Annotated in this window: 8 protein-coding genes; 6 read left to right on the top strand and 2 right to left on the bottom strand. The window is 37.9% G+C overall.

Annotated elements, in window-relative coordinates; genetic code table 11:
• Positions 1–2 precede the first annotated feature (2 nt).
• The 6 genes from QL995_RS12430 to pbpC all read left to right on the top strand — a co-directional run bounded on the left by QL995_RS12430 (position 3) and on the right by pbpC (position 11,976).
• Entirely contained in the window at positions 3–1,556 is a 1,554-nt protein-coding gene (locus QL995_RS12430; protein ID WP_290294287.1) for a tryptophan halogenase family protein, read from the top strand.
• A 23-nt stretch (positions 1,557–1,579) separates the two neighbouring features.
• Positions 1,580–2,302: a SapC family protein gene (locus tag QL995_RS12425; RefSeq protein ID WP_007586163.1), complete on the top strand. Its 723-nt coding sequence runs from the start codon at positions 1,580–1,582 to the stop codon at positions 2,300–2,302.
• A gap of 221 nt (positions 2,303–2,523) precedes the next feature.
• Positions 2,524–3,003 (top strand): hypothetical protein, encoded by a 480-nt coding sequence (locus QL995_RS12420; protein WP_290294343.1) that lies wholly within the window; start codon positions 2,524–2,526, stop codon positions 3,001–3,003.
• 27 nt (positions 3,004–3,030) lie between these two features.
• The gene (locus tag QL995_RS12415; protein WP_290294286.1) at positions 3,031–3,624 is read left to right on the top strand and encodes a DUF1287 domain-containing protein; all 594 of its coding nucleotides are present in this window, start codon (positions 3,031–3,033) and stop codon (positions 3,622–3,624) included.
• 65 nt (positions 3,625–3,689) lie between these two features.
• Entirely contained in the window at positions 3,690–9,614 is a 5,925-nt protein-coding gene (locus tag QL995_RS12410; protein WP_290294285.1) for an alpha-2-macroglobulin, read from the top strand.
• Entirely contained in the window at positions 9,595–11,976 is a 2,382-nt protein-coding gene (gene pbpC, locus QL995_RS12405; protein WP_290294284.1) for a penicillin-binding protein 1C, read from the top strand. The genes QL995_RS12410 and pbpC overlap by 20 nt, the downstream gene beginning before the upstream one ends.
• A 285-nt stretch (positions 11,977–12,261) precedes the next feature.
• On the opposite strand, the gene QL995_RS12400 is transcribed toward pbpC, so the two are convergent.
• The gene (locus tag QL995_RS12400; RefSeq protein WP_290294283.1) at positions 12,262–12,876 is read right to left on the bottom strand and encodes a GntR family transcriptional regulator; all 615 of its coding nucleotides are present in this window, start codon (positions 12,874–12,876) and stop codon (positions 12,262–12,264) included.
• A 172-nt stretch (positions 12,877–13,048) separates the two neighbouring features.
• Entirely contained in the window at positions 13,049–15,388 is a 2,340-nt protein-coding gene (locus tag QL995_RS12395; protein ID WP_290294282.1) for an agarase, read from the bottom strand.
• Between the last annotated feature and the right edge of the window lie 21 nt (positions 15,389–15,409).

The raw sequence follows: 15,409 nt of genomic DNA, 5'->3' as shown, positions 1-15,409 counted from the left end.
CTATGAACGATGATATTAAATCAATAGTAATAGTTGGCGGTGGAACTGCAGGATGGCTAAGTGCAGGAATAATTGCGGCGTATTTGCAAAAACATCACAGCAAAAAAATAAATATAACGCTGTTAGAGTCCTCAGATATTCCTACAGTTGGCGTTGGCGAAGGAACTTGGCCTACAATGCGCAGAACCCTTAAAGACATGGGTATTCGTGAAACTGAATTTATTAAAAAATGTAATGTATCGTTTAAGCAAGGTGCTAAATTTGCTAAGTGGGTAACCGGAGAAAATGATGATTACTATTATCACCCGCTTGAGCTACCTACGGGTATGTTTGAAAATAATTTAGCCACCAGCTGGCTTAATATTAATAACGCACAACCTCCTTTTGCCCAGTATGTAAGTGCGCAGCAATCAATATGCGAAAGTGGATTAGCTCCCAAACAAATCACCACACCCGAATTTAGTGCAATAGCAAATTATGCTTATCACTTGGATGCAGGCTTATTCGCGACATTCTTAAAAAACCACTGCATTGATAATCTTAATGTTAAACACATTGTAGGCACTGTCGTCGGTGTAAACAATTGCACAAATGGCGATATTAAAAGCGTTAGACTTAATAATAAAATAGAGATAGCTGGGGATCTATTTATTGATTGCAGTGGCTTTAAATCGTTATTACTAGGTGAGAACTTAGGGGTGGGGTTTAAATCTTGTAAAGATGTATTATTTGCTGATAGTGCGCTAGCCATACACATGCCATACAAAGATGACGAACCAATATGCTCGCATACTTTATCTACAGCACAAACATCGGGCTGGATTTGGGATATAGGATTACAAACACGCCGTGGAATAGGGCATGTGTACTCTAGTAAACACATTAGTGATGAAGATGCTAAGCAGCAATTATTTGATTACTTAAATATTAATAAAGATCAGCAAAGCAAATACAAAGTTAAAAAGCTTAGTTTCGAACCAGGACATCGTGAAAAATTTTGGCATAAAAACTGTGTCGCAGTAGGCCTCTCAGCTGGTTTTTTGGAGCCACTGGAAGCCTCTGCTTTATTACTGGTAGAAATATCAGCCAATTTTGTTGCGCAGCAATTTCCGGCCAATAGGCATGTAATGAATATAACCGCGCAGCGTTTTAACCGCACATTTAGTTACCGATGGGAGCGAATAATCGACTTTTTAAAGTTACATTATATGTTGAGTAAACGAACCGACAGCCCATTTTGGCAAGCGCACTGTCATCAAAATACTATTCCACAAAGCTTAAAAGATAATTTATCACTTTGGGAATTTCATACACCAAGCGATAACCACTTTGATCATTCACAAGAAGTGTTTCCAGCAGCAAGCTATCAATATGTGATGTATGGCATGGGGTTTACAGGCTCAAGCGAACTGTATGGCAACTCAGAAAGTTATTTTAAAAAGGCCATTGCGCTTGTTAATAACAACCAGCAATACACCCAAAAATTACTTAATAAATTACCTACCAATAAAGCATTATTAGCGCAAATTAATCAATTTGGTATGCAGCAAATATAGTTAAAACATAAGAGCGACACACTATGACAAACTCAGTATTACTCGATAAAAATACACATAAGTACACTCGCATTAAAACTGAACGCGGTACACAATACGGCGAAGCAGTAAACTACATTCCGGTTGTTGCCGATGAGCTTGCTCAACTTGCATTAGACTACCCAGTCTATTTTATGAAGAACAATCAAACTGGCCAGTTTGAACTATATGCTTTAACTGGCTTTGATGAGGGGCAAAACTTATTTTTACAAAATGATATATGGCATGCCACTTACGTACCTTTACACTTACAGCGACAACCATTTAAGTTAGGAATAGGAAATAAACTTACTAACAAGACCGAGCAAACAGATCTCGCTGTTACAATTAACGAACAACACCCAAGAGTAAATAATAGTGAGGGAACACGGTTATTTAACGAAACAGGGGAGCCAACCACATATCTAAATAATGTGAGTGAGCAATTGATAAAGCTTATGCATGGCGGCGAACGTACAACCGCTTTTATCAATACTTTACTAAAACACGATTTAATTGAAGCAGTGCAGCTAAACATCACTAAATCAAATGGCAAAACACAAGGCTACAATGGCTTGTATTCTATTGCCGCAGATACACTACAACAACTACCGACAGAAACACTAAACGTTTTGCACTCAATGGGTTACATACAAGCTTGCCATCTAATCTTATGTTCAAGCGGGCATATTCAAAAATTAGTAAAATGGTTACACGATTTAAAATAAGTTTTATATTAATTAGTGTTACTTACCCCCACTGGTTTTACGTGTGCATTAGTTTATGCTGATACCGATGAAATAATAAATGAACTACAACTGGACACTATTATAAGTTCACTTCTTAGGTTTTGGAGTTCGATTATTCGCCTTGGTTTTGGTATCATTTAACTTATCGGCTTGTATCGCAATGGGAAAGGTCAAGCCAATAAACATTGATGATTAAGAGAATGGACGTGCTCGAACAAATAGAACAATGGATTGATGCAACAAATATTAAATATAAAACCCAAAGAATTAGCTGTGAGAAATTTGCTAGTGAGTTTGCAGGGTTTTATCCTGTCGAATTTTTAAAAAATGCCTTTTACGTTAGTGTCGATGAAATACCCAAACCTAACTTTCCTTTTTTGCGTGAAATGGGATTAGACGATTTTATTGACATGGATGCCGCAGGTACTACATACAAAAACATTTATTACATGCTTCCTTACGTAGCTGATAATTTAGCTGTGCATTTTCATGAACTTGTTCACGTAGCCCAATGGAGTGAACTTGGCGCCGAGGCTTTTATGTTGCGTTACATAACCGAAATTCAGCAGGTTGGTTATGATGCTGCGCCACTTGAAGTCATGGCGTATGGTCTTGATAAGCACTTTACAAATAATGGCAAGAAAATAAACGTGCCTGAACTCGTGGTTCAAGCGTTGTAGTTAATTAACATTTTCAAAGGATTGCATATGACACGCTTTACTGTTTTTTTACTGAGCTTACTTAGTGTAAATGCCTATGCGGCATCGTTTGATGACGATATTGTGGCTGCGTTACTTGAAAGAACAACACATAACGTTACCTACGATGGGTCTTATCGCTCTATTACTTATCCGGGTGGCGATGTGCCCGCTAATGTAGGGGTGTGTACCGATGTAGTTATTCGATCATATCGACTTTTAGGTATTGATTTGCAAAAGCTTGTGCATGAGGACATGTTAAAAAGCTTTGAGCTATATCCCTCTAAGCGTATTTGGGGTTTGACCAAACCGGATAAAAATATAGACCACCGCCGTGTGCCAAACTTACAGGCTTACTTTAAAAATCATGGCCAAGTGCTCGCTAAATCAAGTAACGTGAACGACTATAAAACGGGTGACATTGTAACGTGGATGCTGCCAGGTAATTTGCCGCACATTGGGATGGTTGTGAATGAGTTAGCAAAAGACACAGGGAATCCATTAGTTGTTCATAATATTGGTCGAGGACCTGAAAAAAGCGACATGCTTTTCGATTTTAAAATTACGGGGCATTACCGTTTCGTCCCACAAGAATATAAATAACCAGATTATAAGTATGAGTTCTCTCATTTATTGATATTGCAGTATAAAGAAAAAGGATTTTGAACGTGAATACAAAAACCGATTCAAAAGAGGCTAACCCAAAAGAGGTTAATCTTAAACAAAGTAAACTCGCTCCCAAAATAGCTAGTTTATTTATGAGTATTGCTTTTTCAGCGATAGGAACGGGTTTATTTAGTTTGGTTGCAAGCTTACTTGGCAACGTGAATGTAACCGAAAAAACAGTTGGCAGTGTGTGGGTTTTACTGACCACATTTTTTGTTATTTTAAATGTATTTGGTGTCATTATTTGGCATAAACCGAAATGGTTAATTACTGCTATAAATAATGTGCTTAGGTTTGCTAAAGGGCGCAAAACAGCATTTTTTAGCGCCGTGCTAATGCTGATATTAATTATAGCAGGCTATTGTTTTTTTCTTTCCTTACCACAGCCAATTAGTTACAAAGCAACTCACTCTACACCTGCTGTAACCACTTTATCTGATGTTTTAAACCCTGAACCGCTTTATATTGATTTTACTCCCGTTTTAGATGGTGTAGAGAACACGGATGCAGTGTCTTACTCTGTCGCAAAGCTTGCGCTTGTTGGCAAAGTGATTCCCACAGGTATAAAAGTCACGCCTGAGCTAATTGGACAGTGGTCTTGGAATAGTGAAAGCCAGCTTAAATTTATCCCAAAACAAGATTGGTCAGCAGGGCAAGAATATAAGGTACGTTTTGATTCATCTATTTTTAAAAGTGATATACATCTAAGTGATAATGAGCATGTATTTAAAACTCCCAACTTTGAACTAACACTAAGCTCGCTCGCTTTTTATCAAGATCCTAACGTTAAAAAAAGTCACAAGGTGGTTGCAACATTAAAAGCGACTCACCCAACAGATATAAACACCATAAAAAATAATTTAAAGCTGACTCAATCACTTGAGCAAGATGGCAAGAACGAACTCGCACAATATAAATTTGATGTTACTTACGACAAGCATCAACGAGAGATTTACATTACTTCAGAGCAAATACGTATTCAAGATACCGAAAGCTATCTGTATTTTGTTATTAATAACGGTGTAAAGCCGGTTATGGGTCCTTCTCAAACAACAGAAGAGATTAAAGACGCCGTGTTGATCCCAAGTGTAAATAGCTTTTTTAGAGTAAATACGGCCAATGTGTTGATGGTAAATAATACGCAAGGGGAACCCGAACAAACACTTGTTTTAGACTTCACAGATGATATTTCATCGCAAGATGTGGTTAGTAAAATGGTTGCTTACGTGTTACCGACTAAAGATTCAAAAGGTAACTATAATTACTTCAGTAGCCCACGAGAAGTTACTGATACAGTGCTTAAGCAATCTCAAAAAGTTAAGTTAAATGCGATTCCTACCGCGCAAGATACAACTAAGTTACACAGTTTTACGTTTGATGCACCACAAAACCAGCAAGTTTATATCGCGATTGATAAGGGATTAAAGTCGACGGATGAGTTTACGATGGTGAATAAATACGACACTATTTTAGATACGCCGGCTTATCCGACACAAGTAAATATTATGTCTAAAGGGTCTATATTATCAAAAAATGGCGATCATAAATTGTCATTTTTGACCCGCGGTGTAAACGCACTTCACGTTAAAGTAGGTAGGGTAGAAGCCAATCAAATTAACCACCTTATAAGTCAAACCAGTGGTGATATTTCTAATCCAGAATTTAATAATTATTACTTTACAGAACAAAACATAAGTTCAATTTTTACCAGACAAGTTAATTTAAAATCGGAGCACCCTAAAAAAGCGGTCTATTCATCTATTGATTTGAGTAGTAAGTATAATGAGTCAGTTGGTTTAGGCTTATTTTTTATAAATGCTCAAGCGTTAAATACAGAAGATAATTACGTATATGGACCCCAAGAAAAACGACTTATCCTTATTACTGATTTAGGTATTTTGGTAAAAAATAATGCAGATGGATCTCGCGATATATTTGTCCAATCTATTGAAACAGGAAAACCGGTAGCAAAAGCGAAGGTGTCGTTATTGGGTAAAAACGGATTAGTTATTTTAAATGCTAAAACAGATTCTGAGGGGCACGCATTTTTCGACAACACAACGTGGTTTACTGATGATCAAACTCCCGTTGCTTTTGTAGTCGAAACTAAAAGTGACATGTCTTTTATTCCTTATAATCGCTATGCTCGAATGGTTAACTACTCTCGGTTTGATACCGGAGGTGTAAGTTCTGGGCTCAGTGGTAGTAATAAAATAGATGCGTTTGTTTTTTCTGACCGTGGAATTTATCGACCAGGCGATAGTGTTAAACTTGCCACGATTGTGAAGCAACAAAACTTTGCAAAACTGGGCGATATACCGCTTGAACTTATAATTACCGATCCTAAAGGGACAACTGTTTATAATAAACGAGTGAGCTTAGATAAGTATGGATTGCTTGATTTTGACTTTAAAACACAAAATAGCGCCAATACCGGAACGTATTATGTATCGGTCCAACTTATTAAAAATAATAATAGCCGCGACCAATTAGGCAGTACTCAGTTTAAAGTTGAAGAGTTTGTACCCGATAGATTGAAAATTAGTAGTCAATTTTCTCAATCATCTGCAAAGGGGTGGGTAAACAGCTCAAAATTTAAAGCATTGGTGAGCCTTCAAAACTTATTTGGTACACCTGCTCAAAATAGACGTGTTACTGCTGATTTACGTTTATCTCCAGCTGGTTTTTACTTTAATGAATACAAAGATTATGTGTTTTCTGATCCCCACAGTGAAGGAAAAAATATTAGACACAGTATTGAATCATTAACCGAAACCAAAACTGATGAACAAGGCAAGGCAGAATTTGATATTGACTTAACTCGCTATGAGGCAGGTACTTATCAGTTAAATTTTGCAGTACAAGGGTATGAAGAAGGCGGTGGTAAAAGTGTTCGTGCAAGCAGCTCGGTGCTTGTTTCACCCGTTGAGCAGTTAGTTGGTTATAAAGCCGATGGCGATTTAAGCTACATATCAAAAGAGTCAAAACGTGTTGTAAAATTTATTAATATTAATTCAGAAACTGAGCAAGTAGCTCGTGATGATTTATCGCTAAATTTAATAGAACAACAATATGTATCTACGTTGGTGCAACAAAATAACGGCACTTATAAGTACCAATCGGTTAGAAAAAACAAACAGGTATCAAGCAATCCGTTTTACATTAAACAAGATGGCGCAAACTACGAGTTACCCACTGCTGAACCAGGTGATTACTTAATAGAACTGGTTGATGGCAAAGGGAATACCGTCAGTAGGGTATCGTTTACGATAACCGGCACGGGTAACTTAGCGGGTAAGCTTGAAAAAAATGCTGAACTGCAAGTTCAATTAAATAAATCGGATTACAAACCTGGCGAAACTATTGAAATAAGTATTGTAGCGCCTTATGTTGGCTCGGGTTTAATTACAATTGAAACCAACAAAGTACACGCTTTTAAATGGTTTGAGAGTAAAACAACAAGTAGCATACAAACAATAGCGTTACCTCAAGGGATAGAAGGCAATGCGTATGTTAATGTTTCATTTGTTCGAAGCCTTGAATCGAAAGAAATATTTACAAGCCCACTAAGCTACGCAGTTAAACCATTTGCGATTGATCGTAGTAAACGCGCAATAGATTTTGACGTAAACATACCTGATAAAGTAAAACCAGGTGACGATTTAGTCATTTCATATAGTGCCAAATCACCTTCACGTGTTCTGTTATTTGCTGTAGATGAAGGTATTTTACAAGTGGCGAATTATCGGACGCCAAAGCCGTTAAATCACTTCTTACAAAAACGTGCTTTAGAAGTCAGTACTATGCAAATTGTTGATCTTATTTTACCTGAATTTAAACTAGTGCAAGAGCTTGCAGCTGCGGGTGGTGGTTATGCAGAATCAATGGCAATGAACCGCAAGAGCAAGCAACTTAACCCGTTTTCTCGTAAGGTACAAAAACCAGTCGCATTTTGGTCTGGTATTTTATCGGCTGATGCTAAAACGAAAAAACATACGTTTACTATCCCAGATACTTTTGCAGGTCAGGTACGTGTAATTGCTATTGCCGTAAATGACGAGGGTGTCGGTGTTAAAGAAAGTACAACATTTGTGAAAGGGCCCTTTGTATTAACTCCTAATGTATTAACGACAGCAGCACCAAGCGATGAGTTTGATATTGTACTTGGTATTGCTAATGGTGTTGAGGATTCAGGTAAACAACTGCCAATTACGGTAGAAGCGCTTACTTCAAGCAACATTGAAATAATAAGCGATAAAAAATTAACGCTAAATATTGATGAAAAATCAGAAGACACATTAACGTTTAGAGTGAAAGTGCTTGATAAGCTTGGCGCTGCATCAATTACATTTACTGCGTTATCGGGTGACAATGTTAGCCAACGCACGGCAACGTTAAGTGTGCGCCCTGCGGTTGCATTTGTTAGTAGCTTTGAAAGTGGCTTTAATGAATCAGGTAAAAAAGAAATAGCGGTTTCGAGACAGCTATATCCTAACTTATCACAAAATAATATTACCGCTTCACAAAGCCCGTTAGCGCTTGTTGATGGTCTTATTAGTTATTTAGATAACTTTCCTCATATGTGTACCGAGCAAGTAGTGAGTAGTGTGTTTCCGGTGCTGAGTTATTTAGAACACCCAAGTTATATGGGCGATGTATCTTATAAACATGAGCGTATAAACAACTTAATAGATACCCTTCGTCAACGTCAGTTACCTGATGGCAGATTTATGTTATGGCCGGGTAATTCTAGTGCATCTATTTATTCTTCTCTTTATGTTATGCATTTTTTATTAGATGCAAAAGAAGCGGGCGTAGCAATACCTTATGATATGTGGAGCAGTGGTTTTGAAGGTGTGCGCAGTATAGCGAGCGGATCTTTAGAGACGAATGACAGAAACCGCGCTTATGCCATTTATTTGTTAACACGACAAGGTGAGGTAACAACTAATTACTTATCTGATTTAGAAAAAAGTGTAAATGCGAGTAATAGCAAAGTATGGCAACAAGATATAACGTCCGCGTTTATGGGCGCAACTTATCAGCTATTACGTGCAAGCGACAAAGCGCAAGCACTGATCCATAGCTATAAAATTGGGCAAGATACCCAGCACGATAATTGGGGCGCTTACGACTCACGTTTAGCTCACGACGGACAGTATATTTATTTGTTATCAAAACATTTTCCTGCTCGCTTAAAGCAGTTAACTAAAGATGATTTGTTTAATGTCGTTGACCCTATTTTTAAAGGAGACTACAACACGTTGTCGTCTGCTTGGTCTGTACTTGCTATGACGGCATACTCAAAAGTTGCGTTATCACAAGCCCAGCCTGAAGATGTAAAAATAATGGCAACAACGACAATGGCAGAAAAAGAGGCATTAGACGTAACCTATACACCTTATCCTAAAGCCTCGTTTTTAAATGACGTTAAAACGCTTGATGTATTAGCGCCACCTCGCTCATTTTACATGATGAGCCAAGCTGGTTTTGATACAAACGTGCCACAAAAGTCATTAAGTAATGGTTTAGAAGTTGTCAGAGAATACCAAGACGATAAAGGTAATGTGATAACCACCGCTGTTCAAGGTCAAGAACTAAACGTTGTATTACGAGTGCGTAGTACAACGGGTAAAAATATTTCGGATGTTGCTGTTATTGATTTACTACCTGGTGGGTTTGAAGTACTTAGAGACAGCGTTCGCAATAGTTATAATCGCTGGACCTCTGATTATAAAGATATACGAGAGGATCGCGTTATATTGTATGGCAGCTTTGGCGATAGCATGACTGAGCTTACTTTTAAGGTTAAGGCTACTGCATCTGGCAGCTTTGTAGTGCCATCGGCTTATGCTGAATCTATGTATGATTTAAGTATTAAAGCGCACTCAAAATCGGGTCGTTTTGATGTTACCGCCGCTAAATAAAAAGCTTAGTTTTATAATAAAAACGGCTTTTTTTACAACAGCACTGCTTGCAGTGCTGTTGTATTTATTTACTCCAAAGCCGGATATTACCCAGCCCAATGCTTACTCAACGGCTTTTTACGATAGCAGTGATAAATTACTTCGTTTAAATTTAGCCGCAGACGATAGATATAGATTATGGACGCCAATAGATAAAATCCCTTTGAGCGTTCAACAAGCTACTTTATTGTATGAAGACCAAGACTTTTATGAGCATATTGGTATCGATTTTATTGCTTTAATAAATGCGTTTTATACTAGCTATATTAAAAGAAGTCACCGAGTCGGTGCGTCAACAATAACAATGCAAGTAGCCCGGTTGCACTTTGGGATGAACACGCATGTTATTTTTGGAAAAGTAGAACAAATACTTCGAGCGTTACAAATTGAGAGACACTACAGTAAAAACCAAATACTCGAGGCGTATTTTAACTTAGCGCCTTATGGATCAAATATTGAAGGTGTTGGTGCAGCCAGTTTAATTTATTTTAAGAAACCAGCTATTGATCTTAATTTACCTGAGTCATTATTACTTAGCTTAATCCCGCAAAACCCAACCAAACGAAATCCCATTAAAAAATCGGCTAAACTGGTATTGCTAGAAACAAGAAAAAAACTGTTTACTCGTTGGCTTGAAAAGTACCCAGACGATAAACACTGGCTAGCAGCTATGCAATTACCGATAAAGGTATATGCCTATTCAGACTTGCCTTTTGAAGCTCCACATTTTATTAATAATTTACAAAGCGAGTACCCGCACCTAAAGCCTGGAGAATATAAAACGTCGATAGACCTTAATTTACAAAACTTACTTCAGCGCCATGCAAGAAATTACATTAATCGCAGGCATAGAGACGGGCTTAGTAATACGTCTGCTATTTTACTAAATTATAAAACTATGGAAGTAGTTGCTGAATTAGGCTCTGTGGATTTTTTTAATAATGACATTAGCGGTCAAGTAAATGGTGTAAGAGCTAAGCGTTCACCAGGTTCAACCCTTAAACCATTTATTTATGCGCTTGCTATAGAGGAAGGGTTAATTCATCCATTAACGCTTGTAAAAGATGCCCCCAAACGCTTTGGAGGATATACACCAGAGAATTACGATCAGCAGTTTTTAGGGCCTGTATCGGCTACTGAATCGCTAGTGCTGAGCCGTAATGTGCCTGCTGTTAATTTGATGTATCGCTTACAAAAAGTTGGGCTATACGATTTACTCGTTGCAGCCGATGTTAAAAAGCTTCAGCCCGAAGAGTTTTATGGTTTAGCGCTTGCGCTGGGCGGCAGTGAAGTAACGATGCTAGAGCTCGTTAAGTTATACGCCATGTTAGCTAATTTAGGGGTGTATAAGGATGAAGTTATATTAAAAAAAGACGCCACTGTTATTAACCAAAACAACCCAAATAATCAAAACAATCATATTAAGCAACTCATCAGCCCAGAGGCAGCCTACCTGACTTTACAAATGCTAAGTAAAAATAGTGCAGTTGATGAAATTTCATTTCAAAAAGAAAGAAGACAATCATATCCTGTATATTGGAAAACAGGTACTTCATTTGCTTTTCGCGATGCATGGTCAGTAGGTATTGTTGGTCCGTATGTTTTAGCTACATGGGTTGGTAATTTCTCAGGAGAAGGGCACCCATCTTTTATTGGGCGACAAGCAGCCGCGCCTTTATTTTTTGAAATAATACGTTCATTAGATAGTTACGGCTTAATCAAAGGCAATATAAAACCAGGTGGTTTAAATATTACAGAAGTAGATATTTGTTCAACAACAGGTGATTTACCTAATGTGCATTGCCCTAAAACAGAAAAAGGGCTTTTTATTCCAGGTAAGTCGCCAATTAAAGTGTCCGATGTACATCGTGAAATTTATATTGATAAAGTATCGGGATTACGTGCTTGTCAGTATGTTGAATCTACAACTACAAAGGCAGTTTATGAATTTTGGCCATCTGACTTAGTCAGATTATTTAAACAAGCAGGCATTGTTAAACGCCAGCCTCCACCTTATTTAGATTCATGCTTAATTAATGACACGAGTACACGAGGCTCAGCACCGAGTATTACATCCCCGAGTAATTTAATTAGCTACACGATAAGAGCCAGTAAATTGAAGCAAGAAGGCCTGCCTTTTAGCGCAATCACAGATACAGATTCACGTATTTTATATTGGTTTGTAGATAACAGCTTTGTTGGTAAAGTAGAGCGAGATACGCCTTTTTTCTGGCACCCGCAAGTAGGCGAATTTGACGTAAGAGTGGTTGATAATTTAGGGCGTAGCGCATCAGTTTCAATGCGTGTAAAGCTCGTTCAGTGATATTGAGTGTTCATGCATTTAATGTAATAAATAAAGGGTAGTTTTTTATAACTGAAATTTATATAAACTAGGGCGATTTACTCTTTCTTACCTACATGGATGATGGTAAGGGGCGTGAGCTGGATGCGGAGGTTTTGCTCGGTAGCCCACTAGACTACAAATCTCGGGCCGCGATTAAATCGGCTCCTAGATTGAACAAATTTCAATCCACAAAGATCAACATGCCCTTATGACTTCATAGCCGCTAGTTTATATAACGGAGTATCAAAATGACTTCGAAAGTAGTTACTTGATATTATGTTTTACAGCCTTAACTGCTGCGGCGCTATCTTGAGCTTTAAGTGCTTCTAAAATAGCGCGATGCTCATTAACACACTCAGAGCTTGAGGTAATACGTTTGTAGTTTAAACGCATACGCATGACATACGGATACCAAATATTTACCAGCTCTTCGCCCCCAGCTTGGTATATTAAATACTGATGAAACGAAATATCGATTTTAGTTACTTCGGTATAATCTTCGCGATCGAGTGCGTCTTCTAGAGATGCTAAGATACCTTCAAGTTCAGCAATGTTTTGCTCAGTTAAACTACCGTTTAACTCTGTGATTGCGTACTCTTCTATGCTGCGACGAAGTTTAATCATTAAACGTTGTAGCTTAGGCTCTAGTACGCTGTTGACTGATGCGCCACAATTGTTTCGCGAAATCAACAGACCTTCTTTTGTTAATTGCAAAATCACATCTCGAATTGGGCCTCTGGAGAGACCAAAGCGCTCTGCCAGCTCTTTTTCATTTAACTTAGTTTGTGGTGGCATTTCACCAGAGATTATATCTGAACGTAATTGTTCAGCGATTTGATCTTTTACAGACAAAATTTTTGTTGCTCTGTTACCAGCCATATTTATTCCTAGATTTAATTTACTTTATGTGACCTTAGCTACGGTTAATAAATAGTCGTTATTCGAGTTAAGATCATGTACTTATCTCAGTGTATATAAAAAAAAAGGAATGGTCTATTGTTAACACATTACAACAGACCAATAAATATACAATTAAATGATGAATGTGCAATTATTTTTTAAATCGTCGCTCATACATAGACTCATTCATCGCTTTAGCGGCTTCAATCATTTCAATGTAGGGTCTGTCAGTGACACTTATAAAGCCTACATTATAATTTTCGCCATCGTAAGCTCTGCCTGTAATCGGAGAATCTATATACTGAAACCAATGAGCACCTATAAAGTAGGGGTTGTCGATCACTGAGTTCATATAATCGGTATACATATTTGCTCTGTCTTGTTGATTAGCCGCATGTATTAACCCAGGATGAAATAATCCTGAATCAGATGAACCAACATGAAACTCACCAATTATAGCGGGTTTATCAAATTGTGATAAAAACGCCCACTTGTCATCTCTTAGACCTTCTTTATATGCGTTAAAACTTATTACATCAACATATTTAGCTGAGGCTTTAACAACTTCTATAGGCATGCCCCAATCAGGAAAACGCGCACCTAAATACATATGATTTGGTAGGTATTTATCCATAGCGGCATTTACCACACTAAAGTACTTATCAGCATAGGCGGTGAGTAATATAGAAAAATCGACCAGCTGCTCTTCATTTTTTATATCAACCGTTACACCTTTGTCAAACTCAACCCATGAGGCTAAGTTTAAGTGCCATACCTTATTAAGTTTAGCGACATCAGTATATTTTTCTTTCATTAAGCGAGAAAATTCAGCTTTAGTAGGCACTGTTTTAGCATCACGGCCTAATGTGTTTATTACAATACCATAATGGCTTTTAACGGAATCAGGGCGGCCAAAGCTTTTTTCGTTATCAATAAATACGCCTACTGCCCAAGGCGAATTTTTAACTTCTTTTGCAACAACACTAACGGTTTCGTTAGCACGCACTGTAAATTCAGGGTCGAATACATCCGGCATGGCTCCCCAAAAATCGTTTCCGCTTGATACGGTTTTAAAATCACCTATAATCCAACCATTGGCAAAGTAGGGCACTTTTTGATTATCGTAGTAGCTCGGATCTGTCCAGTTGCCTAATGAACTAAAGCCCCATGTAATCATTCTATTGAGGGTAACTTCTCGCCATTTTTGCATGTAATCTGCATTATTTTGACCATATTTACGTTCTAAATTAGCTGCGTAAAAGCTATATGTTTCGCCGTGTTCTAACGGACCCGAATGCGCACTTTTACGATAGCCAAAATGTTTACCGAGTGGATCGGTATAATCAGGTAGCCATTCAAATAAATTTTTACGCACTTGTGACGCTACAAAGCGGCTTTTAAGCGCTTCTTTATTTACTTGGTTTAACCCTTTTGAATCCTCAGGTGTTACACCTGCATTAGCTGATTTAGCCAACAACGCTTGATCAAAATCGTAACCCGTTAGTGTTGTTGAGTTTGCAAGACGAATAATATCAATTCCAGTTGCAAGGTATAAATAGCCATCAGGGTCGACTAATGACCATTTATCATTATATTTAGCGGTTCTAAAATAACCAGTAGCTTCTAATTTTGGACCTTCTGCCCAGCCACCAAAGCGTGAGCGATTAGTAGGGCGTTTAGAAAGTAACTGTGCTGCTTCTTGTTTTTTGTCGCTCAATAGCTCGGCTTCTGAATGTACCTTCCCTGAAAATTCTTGTTTTGCATTTTGGCCAAATTCATCAACAATCTTGGTTAAAAAAGCAGTATTAAATTGAGGGTTTTTACGAAGTGAAATAGATTTTATTGCCAGCTCTTTGTCATGCAATGTACTTTGCACGCTAATTGCTATTTTAGCGATGCCTTTTAAGTTAAGATTTTTTTTACCCCACATAGAAATAAACTGTACCTCATCAGACTCCCACGTATCTGGGTTAGAGCGAAGTCCTGAGGTAAAGTTAAGTTCTACATTTTCTTTGCCATCGGGCGTTGCAAGGTCGTGGCCGTCAAGTTTTGCGTAATACGTGTTGTATCCACCTACTGGCACATTAACGCTACGCGTATAGTTAGCACCGTCAATATCGGAGATATCTAAATAAATTTGTACAGAGTGTGTTCCTGGGTTTGCCAATTCAAAGGCGAGATTAAAATCACTAAATTCACTCCAATCCCAAGGTTTTTCCGGTGAAAAAACAATACTGGCGTACGAATTTTTCTTAGATTGAAATGTCACATCTAATACAGAGTTTTCTGCCTTTACAGTGGCTGCATTACTTTTGTATTGAACTGGGGTTAGCTTTGTGTGTGCAGCATCAGCAAATAAATACATTAATGTATCTGCTGAATTAACCTCTATAGGCTCATTGGTTGGTTTTTCAACCTTGATTTCTTGTTGGTTACAGGCACTTAGCGCAAGCAAGAGCGATGTGAGTAGTATGTTCTTTTTATATTTCATTGCTGTTCAACCTTTAATTAC

The sequence above is a fragment of the Pseudoalteromonas sp. APC 3358 genome, assembly GCF_030408075.1.
In the GTDB taxonomy this organism is placed as follows: Bacteria; Pseudomonadota; Gammaproteobacteria; order Enterobacterales; family Alteromonadaceae; genus Pseudoalteromonas; species Pseudoalteromonas arctica.
The sequence above is the reverse complement of the archived record's forward strand: the minus strand, read 5'-3'. Positions and strand labels throughout refer to the sequence as shown.